At 71.6% G+C, this 14,934-nt stretch carries 15 protein-coding genes; 3 read left to right on the top strand and 12 right to left on the bottom strand.

Annotated elements, in window-relative coordinates:
* Window positions 1-227 precede the first annotated feature (227 nt).
* Both KBX43_RS28650 and KBX43_RS28645 read right to left on the bottom strand, forming a co-directional pair.
* Window positions 228-416, bottom strand: coding sequence for a DUF397 domain-containing protein (locus KBX43_RS28650; RefSeq protein WP_124779012.1), 189 nt, complete (start codon window positions 414-416; stop codon window positions 228-230).
* Complete coding sequence (locus tag KBX43_RS28645; RefSeq protein WP_210888265.1) at window positions 407-1,207, bottom strand: helix-turn-helix transcriptional regulator; 801 nt, start codon at window positions 1,205-1,207, stop codon at window positions 407-409. Before KBX43_RS28645 ends, KBX43_RS28650 begins: the two co-directional genes overlap by 10 nt.
* Before the next feature lie 157 nt (window positions 1,208-1,364).
* Between KBX43_RS28645 and KBX43_RS28640 the strand changes: the two genes are divergently transcribed.
* A complete protein-coding gene (locus KBX43_RS28640; protein ID WP_043327123.1) occupies window positions 1,365-1,610 on the top strand; it encodes a hypothetical protein in 246 nt (81 codons plus the stop codon).
* The gene (locus tag KBX43_RS28635) at window positions 1,607-1,954 is read left to right on the top strand and encodes a hypothetical protein (RefSeq protein WP_209959756.1); all 348 of its coding nucleotides are present in this window, start codon (window positions 1,607-1,609) and stop codon (window positions 1,952-1,954) included. Before KBX43_RS28640 ends, KBX43_RS28635 begins: the two co-directional genes overlap by 4 nt.
* A gap of 47 nt (window positions 1,955-2,001) precedes the next feature.
* On the opposite strand, the gene KBX43_RS28630 is transcribed toward KBX43_RS28635, so the two are convergent.
* From KBX43_RS28630 to KBX43_RS28605, 6 genes are all read right to left on the bottom strand, one after another.
* The gene (locus KBX43_RS28630; RefSeq protein ID WP_043330711.1) at window positions 2,002-3,315 is read right to left on the bottom strand and encodes an ABC transporter ATP-binding protein; all 1,314 of its coding nucleotides are present in this window, start codon (window positions 3,313-3,315) and stop codon (window positions 2,002-2,004) included.
* A 158-nt stretch (window positions 3,316-3,473) separates the two neighbouring features.
* Window positions 3,474-5,657: a bifunctional glycosyltransferase family 2 protein/CDP-glycerol:glycerophosphate glycerophosphotransferase gene (locus KBX43_RS28625; RefSeq protein ID WP_210888261.1), complete on the bottom strand. Its 2,184-nt coding sequence runs from the start codon at window positions 5,655-5,657 to the stop codon at window positions 3,474-3,476.
* A gap of 16 nt (window positions 5,658-5,673) precedes the next feature.
* Window positions 5,674-7,677: a DUF5941 domain-containing protein gene (locus tag KBX43_RS28620; protein ID WP_374226031.1), complete on the bottom strand. Its 2,004-nt coding sequence runs from the start codon at window positions 7,675-7,677 to the stop codon at window positions 5,674-5,676.
* Window positions 7,674-8,417 (bottom strand): ABC transporter ATP-binding protein, encoded by a 744-nt coding sequence (locus tag KBX43_RS28615; RefSeq protein ID WP_030503547.1) that lies wholly within the window; start codon window positions 8,415-8,417, stop codon window positions 7,674-7,676. Before KBX43_RS28615 ends, KBX43_RS28620 begins: the two co-directional genes overlap by 4 nt.
* Window positions 8,418-9,245 carry an ABC transporter permease gene (locus KBX43_RS28610; protein WP_210888259.1) on the bottom strand — a complete coding sequence of 276 codons (828 nt, stop codon included), beginning with the start codon at window positions 9,243-9,245 and terminating at the stop codon, window positions 8,418-8,420. It lies immediately after the preceding gene.
* Window positions 9,246-9,311: 66 nt separating this feature from the next.
* Window positions 9,312-10,682: an L-serine ammonia-lyase gene (locus tag KBX43_RS28605; RefSeq protein ID WP_210888257.1), complete on the bottom strand. Its 1,371-nt coding sequence runs from the start codon at window positions 10,680-10,682 to the stop codon at window positions 9,312-9,314.
* A gap of 919 nt (window positions 10,683-11,601) precedes the next feature.
* Here KBX43_RS28605 and KBX43_RS28600 point away from each other — a divergent pair.
* On the top strand, window positions 11,602-11,805 hold the full coding sequence (locus tag KBX43_RS28600) for a PspC domain-containing protein (protein ID WP_043327136.1): 204 nt from the start codon (window positions 11,602-11,604) through the stop codon (window positions 11,803-11,805).
* 86 nt (window positions 11,806-11,891) lie between these two features.
* Here KBX43_RS28600 and KBX43_RS28595 read toward each other — a convergent pair whose 3' ends face one another.
* The 4 genes from KBX43_RS28595 to KBX43_RS28580 all read right to left on the bottom strand — a co-directional run bounded on the left by KBX43_RS28595 (window position 11,892) and on the right by KBX43_RS28580 (window position 14,934).
* Window positions 11,892-12,680, bottom strand: a complete 789-nt coding sequence (locus KBX43_RS28595) for a DUF4230 domain-containing protein (RefSeq protein WP_043327138.1) — start codon at window positions 12,678-12,680, stop codon at window positions 11,892-11,894.
* Between the two features lie 99 nt (window positions 12,681-12,779).
* On the bottom strand, window positions 12,780-13,940 hold the full coding sequence (locus KBX43_RS28590) for an acyl-CoA dehydrogenase family protein (protein ID WP_104115486.1): 1,161 nt from the start codon (window positions 13,938-13,940) through the stop codon (window positions 12,780-12,782).
* A gap of 31 nt (window positions 13,941-13,971) precedes the next feature.
* Window positions 13,972-14,277: a type II toxin-antitoxin system VapB family antitoxin gene (locus KBX43_RS28585; protein WP_013283726.1), complete on the bottom strand. Its 306-nt coding sequence runs from the start codon at window positions 14,275-14,277 to the stop codon at window positions 13,972-13,974.
* A gap of 54 nt (window positions 14,278-14,331) precedes the next feature.
* A complete protein-coding gene (locus tag KBX43_RS28580) occupies window positions 14,332-14,934 on the bottom strand; it encodes a nitroreductase family protein (protein ID WP_043327142.1) in 603 nt (200 codons plus the stop codon).

Genomic DNA, 14,934 nt, shown 5'->3' with positions numbered 1-14,934 from the left:
ACCTCGACACAATCGCCGGAATTGCCGCTGCTGCGGGTGCTCTTGCGCCAGATCGCGCCGGTCAACTCCATCGCTTCGCCGCCTCCGAAATCGCCGCCAGAGTCTCCCCGTGCGGCATCGCCTCCGCACGGCACGACGTCCAGCTCTGCCACTCATTGATGAGCCGAGCACGAACGCTGATCGTCGGGCCAGCGTTCGCGACCCGGCTGCCGGTTGACCGCTACGGGTCAGGCGCGCTTGGCGTACGCGACGAACGCCGCCCAGCTCGACGACGTGAACGTCAGCGCCGGCCCCTGCCGGTCCTTGCTGTCCCGCACCCCCACCACGCCGGGCAGATTGTCCGCCACCTCCACGCAGTCGCCGCCGTTACCGCTGCTGCGGGTGCTCTTGCGCCAGATCGCGCCGGTCAACTCCATCGCTTCGCCGCCTCCGAAATCGCCGCCAGGGTCGCCCCGTGCGGCATCGCCTCCGCGCGGATGGACTCCCACGTCTGCCGAAGTGAGTTCACGTCCACCGTGCGCTCCACGATTGTGCCGTGCAACTGGTTGTCCAGGTAGCCCACGTCGTCACCGTCGGCCGGGGTCGCGAGCACGAAGGCACCGTTGAGCCCCGGATAGGCCCCGGCCGTCTCCGGCACCAGGTGCGGGTGGACCCGGGGTCGCCGTGCCATCTCGATCAGGTGCTCCAACTGCTCCCGCATCACCTTCGGCCCGCCGACCGGTCGAGCCAGCACCGAGTGGTCGAGCACCACCACGAACTGCGGCGGCGTCGGGCCGTCCAGCACCGCCTGCCGGGCCAGCCGGGCGGCCACCTGCTGTTCGACAGCCTCGCCGACGAACTGCGCGGCCCCTTCGTAGAGCGCACGGGCGTACTCCTCGGTCTGCAACAGACCAGGGACCACCAGCGGTTGAAAGCTACGCAGTGAGGCAGCTTCCTGCTCGATGCTCACCCACTCGCGGAACCACGGCATCAGCGCCTCCTGCATCAGCGCGTCCCGGATCCGCACCAGCAGGCCGCCGCCGTTCAGCACCTCGTCGCAGCGCTCGGTGAACTCGGCGCGCGGCGCGCGGCGGCACTGCTCGACGGCCGCCACCAGCGACGCCGAATAGCTCACCCGCTCGCCCAGCGCCTCCTGGGTAAGCCCCGCATCGGTACGTAACCGACGTAGCTCACCGGCGAACAGTTCCCACAACGGCACACGGATCATCTGCACACCTCTGCACACGGCTGCACACGGAAATCGGCCGGTCGGACGGCCGGGAAGGTGGGGGTGGAACGCCTTCCGACCCTAGCGGCGCGGTGACGAGACTGTCACGCAGTGGAATCGAATTCGTCCGATTCCCGCTACCGAGAGGAGTTGCGCCGTGCGACTGCGCTGGTTCCGCTGCCGGGGTGCGTCGGCACCGACACTGCCCCAGCGGGTACGGGGCGACAATCTGCCGGACTGGATGCGGCAACCCACCCGTCCACTCCCGACGATGGGTCCCGGCCGGGTCGGCAACCTCACCCCGGCCCAGCAGTGGCGGGCGAACGGCGGTCGCTGGCCGGTCCCGGAGCAGCGCGGCGGCGACGCCGGCAACCGGCGCGACGGCCACGAGGAGCCTCGGTGATCAGCCACCAGCTCGGGCAGCCGCCGGACGGACCCAAGCCGGATCGACCCCGGCCGTACCCGTTGCACGCCACCCCGCACACGCCGCTGCGTCCGATGTGGTGCTGCCGGGCCTGCGGCCAGCCGTGGCCGTGCCCGACGGCCCGTCTGCTGCTGCGCAGCGAGTACGAGGACAACCGGATCGGGCTGTCCATCTACCTGTGCGGGCTGCTGTACGAGGCGACGCGCGACCTCTACCGGCTGAACCCGAACGACGCGCCCGCCCCGGCCGACATGTTCGCCCGCTTCGTCGGCTGGGGCCCGTACCGCCGTCACCGGCCCGTCCCTCCGGGCGGCGGTTGTTAAGAAGGGGCCCTTCCTCTACCGGAGGCGTTAACAGGGTGCCCTTCCTTTCACCGCCAGCCGACGTCGATGCGGTCGCCTCGCTCGTCGAAGAAGTGCAGCGCGTCCATCCGCACCTGCACGGCGAGCGGGTGCCCGGGCGACACCTGCGGGTACGGCGCGAGCCGTACCGCCAGTTCCGCCGGACGACGGTGGTGGCGGCCCGGGTCGGGCAGCACGCTCGTGCGGTTGCCGCCACCCCCGCCGGCCTCCGGCGCCGGGGCTGACGCCTCCGTCGCGCGGCCGGTGAGCCGCTGCATCACCTGGTTGAACCGGCGCAGGCCGCGCTGGCCCGGTGCGGCCTGCTCCACCTGGGTGCCCATCTCGTCGACCACGATCGCGGTGGCGCCGATGTCGAGGAACGCGAGCGACTCGTGGCCGTGGTGCTCCAGGTAGCGGATACGCCCGTGCAGCACGTCACCGGCGGTGTCCGGGGCGACCGGGGTGAGCGCCTCGGCCCGCATGCCGACCACGATCCGCTCGCCGTGGTAGTGCGCCACCGCCCGGCTGCGGATGTCGTCCCAGGGCAGGTAGAGCGACTGCTCGCCGAGGTTCAGCGCGACGTACCGGTCGAGGTGCACGTAGACCGACGCCTCCAGCAGGTTCATCCGGGGGCTGCCCAGGAACGCGGCGACGTAGAGCGTGGCCGGCCGCCCATACACCTGGGTGGGGGTGCCCACGTCCTGGAGCACGCCCTTGCGCATGATCGCGACGCGGTCGGCCATGGTCAGCGCCTCGGCCTGGTCGTGGGTGACGTAGATGGTGGTGACGCCGAGTTCGCGGGTGAGGCCGGAGATCTCCGCCCGCAGTTCGGCGCGCAGCCCGCTGTCCAGGTTCGACAGCGGCTCGTCCATGAGGAACAGGCCGGGCCGGCGCACTATCGCCCGCCCCATGGCGACCCGCTGCCGCTGGCCGCCGGAGAGCTGGCTGGGCTTGCGCGCGAGTACGTCGCCGATGCCGAGCGCGCTCGCCACGTCCTGGATCCGCTCGCCGCGCGGGCCGGGCTCGATGCCGGAGAGCCGCAGCGGGAAGCCGATGTTGTCGCCCACAGTCATGTGCGGATAGAGCGCGAAGTCCTGGAAGACCATGGCGATCTTCCGGTCGCGTGGCGGCAGGTCGTTGGCCAGCTCACCGCCGAGCAGGATCGCACCGGAGGACGGGTCCTCCAGCCCGGCGACCATGCGCAGCACCGTCGACTTCCCGCAGCCCGACGGGCCGAGCAGCACCATGAACTCGCCGTCGTTGACGTCCAGATTGATGGTGTCGACCGCGACTGTTCCATCCGGGAACACCTTGGTGACATCCTTGAGCGCGACGGTCGCCACCGCCACCTCCCCAGTTTTCTCTCCCCAAACCCGGGAATGACTGTGACCAGGATCATCTGATTCGCACATCGGGTAAACGTGCCATGTTCGGCTCGTGACAGTCCTATTAAGCGGTATTCGCCGGGCTCCGCAGTTAAGTGACCTGCCGGTAACCACTTTTACGGCATTTCGCCGAGGAACACGCGGCGTACCACGCGCTCGGCGGCGTGCCCGTCGTCCAGCGCGCAGAACCGCGACCGGAACGCCGCCCGGGCGCGCTCGGCCGCCTCGTCGTCGACCGCGCCGGACCGGAACACGTCGAGCAGCCCGGGGAAGTCCAGCGCGACCGCGCCCGGCGGCTCGGCCAGCAGGTCGAAGTAGACGCCCCGGGCCACCCGGTAGGCGTCCCAGTCCGGCGCGTAGACCACTATCGGCCGGTCCAGCACCGCGTAGTCGAACATCGCCGAGGAATAGTCGGTGATCAGTACGTCCGCCGCCAGGTAGAGGTCCTCCACCCGGTCGTACGCGCTCACGTCCAGCACGCCGTCCGCCGCCGGTCCCCGGGGATGCCGCTCCCGGTCGTGGAAGTAGTGGCTGCGCATCAGCAGCCGGCCCCGGGGCCCGAGCACGTCGAGCATCCGGTCCGGGTCGAACGGTGGCCGCCACCCGGGCAGGTGCTCGCGGTGCGTCGGCGCGTAGAGCACCACGTACTCGTCGGGTGCGATGCCCAGCGCGGCGCGGACCTGGCCTCGGTCCTCGGCGGTGGCCAGCGCCAGCCGGTCGTTGCGCGGGTAGCCGACCTCGAGCGTGGTGTAGTCCGCCGGGTACGCCCGCTCCCACATCTGCGTGGAGAAGCTGTTCGAGGTGATGCTGTAGTCCCAGCGGTCGACCCGGCGCAGCAGCCCGGCGAAGTCCATCCCCATCGCGCCCACCGGGTAGCGCTGCTGGTCCAGCCCCATCACCTTGACCGGCGTGCCGTGGTGGGTCTGCACGTGCACGGAGCCCGGCCGCTTGCGGACGAAGTCCGGGAAGTTGACGTTGTTGACCAGCCAGCGGGCGCGCGCCAGCACGCGGTGGTACTCGCGGGTGCCGGCCACCACGTACTCGACACCGGGCGGCAGCGCGGCCACCCGGTCGCGGCGGACGATCCACACGCCGCGCACCTGCGGCGCGAGCCGGCGGGCCGCCTCGTAGATCGCCGCCGGGTTGCACGAGTAGCCCCGGTACCAGTAGGCCGCGTACACGGCGAGCGTCGGGTCGACCGGCCGGTACAGCTCGGCCCGGTAGTACTCGCCCAGCGCCAGGTCACGGGCCCGCCGGGCGGTACGCCGCACCACCGGCGTGACCCGTCGCCGGGCCCGCCGCGCGGTCCGCCGGGCCGTCTCCGTCGCCTGGTGCGCCTCGCGCAACGCGCTGAACGTCCGCCATCGGCCGGCCGCCACCAGCCGGTGCTTGAGCCCTTCCGGGCCGGGCGGGACCGGATAGCCCTCGGGCGGCAGGAACCGCACGTAGTCGGCGTGCATCTGGGCGAAGAACGGCGCGCGCAGCTCGGGCGCGATCCGGTCGCCGTTGCCGAGCACCGTCAGGTAGTGCCAGATCATCCGCTCGAAGACCGCCGGCCGCAGCCCGGTCACCCGCCAGCGGTCCATCAGCCCGAACACCCGGTGCCACTGGGCGAACACCTCGAAGTGCCGGTCCCCCCGGGTCTTCGTGATCGCGCCGGTGCGGCGCTGCCGGTAGTTCAGGCAGATCCGGTCGAGTACGCCGATCCGCCCGGCGGCCATCAGCGCCGGATAGCTGAACGAGACGTCCTCGTACCAGCCCGGCTCGAAGCGCAGCCCGTGCTCGATCAGGAACTCCCGCCGTACCACCCGGTTCCACGCGGTGTGCAGCAGCTTCAGCGTCTCCGGCCGGTCCCGCAGCGTGAACGTCGTCGCGCCGGGCGGCACCGGGAACACCTCGCGCATCGCGCTGCGGGTGCCGATGTTGTTCCAGTGCGCCCGGACGTGGTCCACGATCAGCACGTCCGGCGCGGTGTCGCGGAGCCGGTCCGCGACGTGCGGCAGGCAGCCGGGCACCAGCCAGTCGTCCCCGTCGACGAACCACACGTACTCGCCGACGGCCCGGTCCAGCCCGATGTTGCGGGCCGGACCGAGCCCCACGTTCTCGGCGAGGCGCACCGGGCGGACCCGGGGGTCGCGCAGCGCGTACTCGGCCAGGATCTCGCCGCTGTCGTCGGGGGAGGCGTCGTCGACGCCGATCACCTCGATGTCGGCGAACGGCTGGTCGAGGATCGAGTCGAGACATTCCCGCAGGTAGCCCTGCACCTTGAAGGCCGGCACGACGAAGCTGATCAAGGTCACCCCGGCCCGCCCTCCGTCAGCCCGGCGAGCGCACACCCCCACGGGCGCGGGCCGGCAGGACCACCCAGGCGAGGACCACGCTCGCGACAAAAACCACGAGAAGGTACGCACCGAGTGTAGCCAGAGCGATACTCGCATATCCGGCGATCAGCCCGATTGCCAGCAGCAGGGAACGCCCCGGCCAGCCCAGTGTGGCGGCGTGCAGCGGCGGAGCCGACTGCCGCTTCTCCAGCCGGGCGGTCAGGTCGTAGTGGTGCAGCGTCAGCACCAGCACGTACCCGAAGATCAGCCAGGCCGGTGCCCGGCCCGCCACCCCGACCGCGATGGCGAACAGATACTCGGCGGCCCGCAACGCAGCCGGCACCAGCCAGTCCAGCGACCCCTCGTGCGGCGCCCGCGAAGCCTGCGCGGCACCCAGCAGCAGCACCAGCGCGAGCACCGGCACGAAGACCGGCAGGTCGCCGCCACCGTGCACCGCGAGCAGCGCCCACACCAGCGTCCCCGCCGCGCCGAGCGCGCCCAGCACCGCCAGCAGCAGCGGCCGCCGCGTGGTCGGCAGCGTCCGCGCCAGCACGCCGTCGTCACGGTGCAGACCCGCGTCCACAGTGGCCATCACCGGCACCCGCATCCACCGCGCCCGCAAGGTCCGCAACCCCCCGGTGTACGCGAACGCCAGCGTCCCCCAGACCAGCACCGCGACCAGCGCCACCAGCGGCCCGAACAGCGCGGCGGCGATCGCGATCAGCGCCCACCGCTCCCCGATCGGGAACACCACAGTGCGCTTCAGCCAGTACGACACCGAGCCGGTGTCCGCCTGCACTCGCGTCGACGCGGCGTTCAGCTTCCCGCCGATGCCGCCCGCGTCGGCGGTCACCACCTTCGGCCGCCGGGCCGCCTCGTCGTGCAACGCCCCGTACCAGGTGTCGGTCATGTGCCGCACCGTCTGCAACGTCATCGCGGCCAGCGCCAGCGCCCAGCCGTAGCGGAACCCGGCATGCGTGGCCCCGAAGCCGAGCCCGGCGTAGACCACGTACTCCTTGAACCGGTCGGCCATCGTGTCCAGCCAGCCGCCCCAGGCGCTGAAGTGCCGGGTGTAGCGGGCCAGTTGCCCGTCCACGCAGTCGAGCACGAACCCCAGGTAGAGCAGGACCGCGCCGGCCACCAGCGCGGGCCGTCCACCGACGCCGAACAGCACCGCCGCGGCCACCGCGAACGCCACCGAGACCATGGTGACCCCGGTCGGGCCGATCCCGATGCGTGCCGCCGCCTTCGTGACGTACGGGGACCAGGTGCTGACGAAGAACGTGGTGAAGAAGTCGTCCCGCTCCTTCACCGACAGCTTCAACTCGGCCCGGTCCTCGTCGACAGCGGCCACCGCCGCCTCGGCCGCCGCCCGCTGCGCCTCGTCGCCGACCCGGTGCGCCACGAGCAGACGTACCCGCTGGGCGAAGATCAGCGTGCCGCGGGCGGCGAGGTCGGCCACGAGCCGGTCCACCGCGTTCCGCGGCCCGCCGTCCGCGATGCCGACGCCCGGCGCGGACGCCGGGTCGGTCAGGCGCGCGTCCGGCGCATCCGGCGCGGCGCCTGCGGCGCGGCGGGCGGCGTCGGCGAGCGCCGGCAGGTCGGCCGGGCCCACCCGCAGCGCGCCGCCGAACACGCCGCTCGCGTCGGCGGCGTCGACCTCGACCACCTGGCCGCGCTCCTCGCGCACGGTGGCCTGCCCGGGAGCGGGCGGATCGGTGAGCACCAGCGCCACCGTCGGCCCCACCGGGCTGGTCGCGAGATGCTTGAGTACGGCGGTGTGCGCCACCAGGTCCGCGCCGCTCACCAGCACCGGGCCGGTCGCGGCGGCCACCAGGTCGGCCAGCTCGGTCAGGTCGGCGGCGATACGCACGTCGTCCGCCCCGGCCCGGCGCCACTGCGCGGCCAGGCGCTCGGTGAGCGGTTCCCCGGCGGGCCGGCCGGGCTCGGTGAGGTGGCCCGCCGCCGGGTCGGCGGCGAGCACGATCGCGAGCGTCACCGCTTCGCCGCGTCGGCGTAGGCCGCCAGCGCCTCGTCGATCGTCCCGTCGACGATCAGCCGTCCGGCGTCGAGGTAGAGCCCCCGACGGCAGAACCGGGTGAGGTCCTTGTCGTTGTGTGACACCAGCACCAGCGTGCGCCCTTCCGCGAGAAGTCGCTCGATGGTCGCATAGCACTTCGCGCGGAACTCCGCGTCCCCGACCGCTGTCACCTCGTCCACAAGCAGCACCGGATGCGGCAGGTGCGCGATCACCGCGAAGCCCAGCCGCACCTTCATCCCCGACGAGTAGTGCCGCACCGACGTGTCGATGGCGCGTTCCACCTGCTCACCGGCGAACGAGACGATCTCGTCGAAGTGTTCCCGCAGGTACGCCGACGACAGTCCGTGCAGCCCGCCCACCAGGTACAGGTTCTCCCGGCCGGTCAGGTCCCCGGAGAACCCGGCGGACAGTTCGAGCAGCGGCGCCACCCGGCCGTGCACCCGGATCGAACCCTCGTCCGGGATGAGCACACCGGCGATCAGCCGCAGCAGCGTGCTCTTGCCGGTGCCGTTGCGCCCCACCACGCCCACCGTCTCGCCCGGTTCGATCCGGAACGACAGGTCACGCAGCGGCCAGAACCGGCCCGCGTCCGGGTCGCGGGCGCCCCGGTGCACGATCAGCTCCCGCAGCCGCAGCTGGCGGCGCCGGTTGCGGACGAACCGGATGCCGAGCCCGTCCGCCTCGATGATCGGGGCCATTCAGAGTTCCTTCAGCACTGCCGGTTCGAGGCGGTGGAACGCCCACCAGCCGAGCGCCAGCACCAACACGCTGCCGGACACCGTGATCGCGAGCAGCCGGGCGTCCGGGAACTCGTCCGGGTACCAGACCGCGTGGTGCAGTTGGAAGATCCCGACCAGCGGGTTCAGCTCGTACCCGATCTTGAGCCAGCCCGGCATGCCCGACTCCTGGACCAGGTCGAGCGGATAGATGATCGGCGTCGCGTAGAACAGCAGCCTGATGATCAGCCGCATGGTGCGCTCGATGTCGCGCATCAGCACGTTGCCCGCCGACAGCAGCAGCGCCAGGCCCACCAGCAGCACGAACTGCACCGCCACCGCCAGCGGCAGCGCCAGCAGGCTCCAGCCGGGGCGGATCTTCCCCTGACTCGCGTAGATCGCCGCGACGGCGACCAGGATCGGCAGCCCGGCCAGGTACTCGGCGAAGCGCCCGGTGACCCGCCCGATCGGGAAGATCGGCCGGGGCAGGTTCATCGTGGTGATCAGCCGGGCCTGCCCGCTGAGCGCGTTCGCGGCCTCGGTCAGCGCCGAACTCGCCCACATCCAGGCGAAGATCCCGGTGATCAGGAACAGCGGGTACGACCCGGCCGCCTCGCCCAGGTGCCGCCGGGTCGCGCCGGAGTAGAGCACGCCGAAGACGAACCAGTAGATCAGGCCCATGCCGAGCGGTTCGATCAGCGACCAGAAGTAGCCCAGCACCGACTGCTGGTACTTCACCGCGAGGTCCCGGCGGACCAGGATGCGCAGCGAGGTGCGGGCGGACCAGAGCGCCGCGACGCCTGACGTCACCGCATGATGGTCGCTTTGTCAGTCGCGCTCCCGGGCCGGGTGCGGGCCGGGATCACCCCAACGAGGTCAGCACTCGATGACGTTGACGGCGAGCCCGCCCCGCGCGGTCTCCTTGTACTTGACCTTCATGTCCGCGCCGGTCTCCCGCATGGTCTTGATGACCTTGTCCAACGACACGTGGTGCACCCCGTCGCCCCGCAACGCCAGCCGGGCCGCGGTGATCGCCTTGATGCTCGCCACCGCGTTGCGCTCGATGCACGGGATCTGCACCAGGCCACCCACCGGGTCGCAGGTCAGCCCCAGGTTGTGCTCCATGCCGATCTCGGCGGCGTTCTCCACCTGCTCCGGCGTACCGCCCAACGCCTCGGCCAGCCCGGCCGCCGCCATCGAGCACGCCGAACCCACCTCGCCCTGACAGCCCACCTCCGCACCCGAGATCGAGGCGTTCTCCTTGAACAGCACACCGATCGCGCCCGCCGCCAGCAGGAACCGCACCACGCCCTCCTCGGACGCGCCCGGCACGAACCGGGTGTAGTAGTGCAGCACCGCCGGGATGATCCCGGCAGCCCCGTTCGTCGGCGCGGTCACCACCCGCCCACCCGCCGCGTTCTCCTCGTTGACCGCCAGCGCGAACAACGTCACCCAGTCCATCGCGCGCAACGGATCCCCGCTACCGGTCTCCGCCTCCAGGCCGCGCCGCATCTCCGCCGCGCGCCGCCGGACCTTCAACCCACCCGGGAGTACGCCGTCACGGGTGCAGCCGTTCTCCACGCACTCGCGCATCACCCGCCAGATCTCCAGCAGCCCCGCGCGTACGTCCGCCTCGCTACGCCAGGACACCTCGTTGGCGAGCATCACCTCACTGATCGACAGACCCGTCTCCGAGGTGACCTTGAGCAGTTCCGCGCCGGTGAGGAAGGGGTGCCGCACCCGGGTGCTGTCCGCCTTGATCCGGTCCGCCCCGGCGGCCGCCTCGTCCACCACGAACCCGCCACCCACCGAGTAGTACGTGCGCGTCCGCACCTCGTTCCCGGCCACGTCGTACGCCGCGAACGTCATCCCGTTCGGGTGATACGGCAACGACCGCCGACGATGCAGCACCAGATCCGTGTCCGGATCGAAGACGATCCCCTGACTGCCGAACAAGTCGAGCCGCCGCTGGGTGCGGATCCGCTCGACGCGCGGCCCCACCGAGTCGGTGTCGACGGTCTCCGGAACCTCGCCCTCCAGCCCCAGCAGCACCGCCCGGTCACTGCCATGCCCATGCCCGGTCGCGCCGAGCGAACCGAACAGCTCCGCCCGTACCCGCGCCACGTCAGCGAGCTGCCCGTCAGCCTTCAAACCCGCCACAAACGTACGGGCGGCCCGCATCGGCCCGACCGTGTGCGAGCTGGACGGCCCGATACCGACACTGAAAAGATCGAAAACACTGATCATTTGCTGCTTTCCTCGCCGTCGTCCCCGTTGTGCGGATCCGAGCCGGTGCGTGGGGTTGCCGCCCCCGCCAGGCGGGACGGCCGGCGCCCGGGGTGGGGGCGCCCGACCGGCGAGCCTACCCCGCCCTCATGAATACCCGCCCCCACTCCGCCCCATGCCCGCCCGCGAGCGAGCGCTGCCCCCTCCGGCCCCCACTCCCCCCGTCGATCTTGGAGTTGTGGCGCCCGGATGGCGGCATTTACGACCTTCGTGAACCACCACAACTCCAAGATCGCCGCACAGCGCGGCGGGAGAGCGGCTCCCGGCTCCCGGCTCCCGGCTCCCGGCTCCCGGCTCCCGGCTCCCGGCTCCCGGCTCCCGGCTCCCGGCAGATCTTGGAACCAAACGGCCCCCATAGGGACCCTTTCCTTCCAAGATCTCCACGAATCCCACTCAACGGAACGCCAGTCCCGCACCACGGAACGCACTCGCCGCAACACGCGACCGAGCGCGGCTCCCACCGCACGCCACCCCGTCAACTGCCGCGACCTTGCACTTCCCGCCCCGTCAATCCAGAGCAAATAGGGCACGTCGAGGGCCTCAAGTGCAAGATCGCGGAAGGCGGGAGACGGAAGGCGGGAGACGAAAGCGGGAGCGGGAGGGGGCGGGAGGGGGCGGGAGGTAGGGCTGATGGTGTGGCCAGCAGTGCGGAAGCGCTGAGCAGGAACCGCAGTTCCCCGACCCGTGACTGCGGGACCACCTCGGACCGGAAACCGCGGCGGCGACCCGGGAGTCTCCGCGGTGAGTCGGTGGGGACGGTCCGGGGTATGCACCTACGGGTGCCCGGGTCGCCGATCATCCTCGGGGCCGAGGGCGCGGCGCGCACCCCTCTCTACCGTGGAATCAGCGCGGCGGATCGCCGCAGAAGTGGGAGACGACGATGAGTCGCAAACTGGTCCGGCCCCGCCAGGGGCGCATGATCGCCGGTGTCTGCGCCGGCCTGGGGCAGCGGTTCGGCATGTCGGCCGGCCTGGTCCGGCTGCTGTTCCTGCTGTCGCTGCTGCTGCCCGGCACGCAGGTGATCATCTACCTGATCCTGTGGGTTCTGATGCCGAACGAGGACCGCTACCTCGCCACCCGCTGACGCGACACGAAGCCGGGACACCGGCACACACGCGACACGCCCGCCCCGGACCATCGGGGCGGGCGCGCGGCGTCAGCGCACGAAGATCAGGGCGCGGTGTAGGTGACAGTCACCTTCTCGTAGCCGAGCGAGCGCAGCAGCCCTTCCAGCATCTTGCGGGTGTTCTCCTCGGCGCGGGCGGCGAGCCCACTGTCGCGGGCCGCCGCGGTGATCCGGTCCTCGGCGAGCTTGTAGATCTGCTGCTGCCGGTTGGGGTCGCCGGCCACCAGGTCGTTGAGCCGGTTGATCAGGCCGCGCTGCTGGGCGAACACGTAGCTCTTGTCCATGTCCAGGTCGGTCTCGCCGAGCTGCGGCGCGGGCAGCTTGATCTCGGCGGACTTGCCGTCCTCGGAGACCGTCACCGCGCCGTCGGCGATCTTCGCGAAGTCGACGTACGCCTCGACGCGGCCCGCCCCGACGAACAGCGTGCGCTCGTTGAGCAGGAAGTCGGGCACGTTGCGCCGGTCGTTCTGCACGTCCACCACGACCTGGAAGTTGCCCTCGGCGGCGACGTAGCGGCTCAGGTCGCGGATCGACTTGAGCAGCGGCGGCTGGCTGCGGTCGGTCTGTTCCTTGGCGAACGGGTTGCGGAAGTCGGGCAGCAGACCGGTGGCCTGCACGCCGAGCAGCACCACCACCGCCAGCGCCGCCGCGCCGAGCACCCAGAGCAGGCCACGAGCCGCGCCGCCGCCCGACGCCGGGGCGCCCGGACCGGGCTCGCGATCGGGATCGCGGCCCGGGTCGGGCGAGCCTTCCGCCCGGTCGCGAAGGGACTCGCTGGTGGGGTAGTCCGGGAACTCCCGGGTGGGCTCGTTGATGTCACCGTCGCGGGCCATCGCCCTCACCGTCCTCGTCCGACACATCGACTGACAAAGACGGTACGGCCACCGTGCGACAGTCGCTCGCCGAGCGTCCCGATCGGGTGAAACCGCAGGTCAGGCGAACGCGGACAGGCCCGTCAGCCGCTGGCCGATGACGAGCTGGTGGATCTCGGAGGTGCCCTCGTAGGTGAGCACGCTCTCCAGGTTGTTGGCGTGCCGCATCACCGGGTACTCGCCGGAGACTCCGTTCGCGCCGAGGATCGTGCGGCACTGCCGCGCGATGGCGAGCGCCTCCCGGACGTTGTTCAGCTTGCCCACGCTCACCTGGTGAGGCTGCAGCGAGCCGGCGTCGGCGAGACGGCCCAGGTGCAGCGCGAGCAGCATCCCCTTGTTCCACTCCACCGCCATGTCGGCGAGCTTGGCCTGGGTGAGCTGGAAACCGGCGAGCGGGCGGCCGAACTGGGTGCGCGTGGTCGCGTACTCCAATGCGGTTTCCAGGCAGTCGCGGGCCGCGCCGAGCGCGCCCCAGACGATGCCGTGCCGGGCCTCGGTCAGGCACCCCAGCGGCGCCTTCAGCCCGATCGCCTCGGGCAGTCGCGCGTCGGCCGGCAGCCGGACGTCGTCGAGCGCGATCTCGCCGGTCAGTGACGCGCGCAGCGACATCTTGTGCCGGATCTCGCGCGCCGTCACCCCCGGCGTGTCCATGGGTACGGCGAAGCCGCGCACGCCCTCGTCGGTGCGCGCCCAGATCACGCCCACGTCGGCGATCGGCGCGTTGGTGATCCACAGTTTGCTGCCGTTGAGGATCCAGTCGTCGCCGTCGCGGCGGGCCCGGGTGGCCATCGAGCCGGGGTCGGAGCCGTGGTCGGGCTCGGTGAGCCCGAAACAGCCGATCGCCTCGCCGGCCGCCATGGCGGGCAGCCAGCGCTGCTTCTGCTCCTCGCTGCCGAAGCGCCAGATGGCGTACATGGCCAGCGATCCCTGCACCGAGACCAGCGAGCGGACGCCGGAGTCGCCGGCCTCCAGTTCCAGGCAGGCCAGCCCGTACGCGACCGCGGACGCGCCGGCGCAGCCGTACCCGGTCAGGTGCATGCCGAGCAGGCCGAGCTTGCCGAACTCGCGGGCCAGCTCACGGGCCGGCACCTGGCCGTCCTCGTACCAGCCGGCGACGTGCGGGCGTACCCGGTCGGTCACGAGCTGGCGCACGACGGCGCGGATCTGCCGCTCCTCCTCGCTGAGCGACGCATCGATGTCGAGCAGGTCCAGAGGAGTCATGGCGTCACCTTAACCAAGGCTCAGCCGGGCGTCACTCGCCCTGGTCGCCGAGGACCAGCACGCGCGCGTGGATCTGGTTGCGCTGCTGCAGCGCCGCGCGCAGCGCCCGGTGCAGGCCGTCCTCGAGGTAGAGGCCGCCGTTCCACTGGACCACGTGCGGGAAGAGGTCGCCGTAGAAGGTGGAGTCCTCCGCGAGCAGCTTGTCCAGCGCCAGTTCGCGCTTGGTGGTGATGAGCTGGTCCAGCCGCAGCGGGCGCGGCGGGATCTCGGCCCACTGCTTCAGCGTGAGGTTGTGCTCCGGGTAGGGACGCCCGTCCCGGACCGCCCTGAAGATCACGGCGTGCTCTCCTCCCCCAGGCCCGGCTGACGATGTGGATGTCAGCCTAACCGCTCAGGTCCACCGTCCCCGCCGCACCACATCCTGCACCGGACGCCGCCCTCTACGCAGCGACGGTGACCGATGGTCAACAGCCCGATAACCCACTGTGATGGCTCCGACGGGGCTGAGTTCCGGCGGTACCCCGAACGCCTCCCGGTACGCCTCGATCCGCTGCGGCGGAATGCCGAAGAAGCAGGCGCCCAGCCCTTCGTCCACGGCGGTGAGCAGCATCAGCAGCGCCGCGAAGCCGGTGTCCACGTACCAGTAGGGCACCGGCCAGCGGTCCTCGGCGCGGTCCGCCCAGCCCTTGTCCGGCTCGGCGTAGCGGTCCAGGTAGGCGTCACGGTTGGCGTGCGGCACCACGATCAGCGGCGCCCGGCGCATCCCGGCCAGCCAGCGTTCCCGGCCGCCGCCACCGGGCGTGGTCGCCGCCCAGAACCGTTCCCGGTCCTCGGGTTCCTCCAGCACCAGGAAGCCCCAGCCCTGGGCGAACCCGGCCGACGGCGCGCGGACCGCATGGTCCAGCAGGCGGTCCACCACCTCCGGCGGCACCGGGCGGTCGGGGTCGTAGTTGCGCACCATCCGGCGGCGGCGGACTACCTCGGCGAACTCCAC

It is taken from the genome of Micromonospora sp. C41, from assembly GCF_018070485.1.
Classification (GTDB): Bacteria; Actinomycetota; Actinomycetes; order Mycobacteriales; family Micromonosporaceae; genus Micromonospora; species Micromonospora chalcea.
The sequence above is the reverse complement of the archived record's forward strand: the minus strand, read 5'-3'. Positions and strand labels throughout refer to the sequence as shown.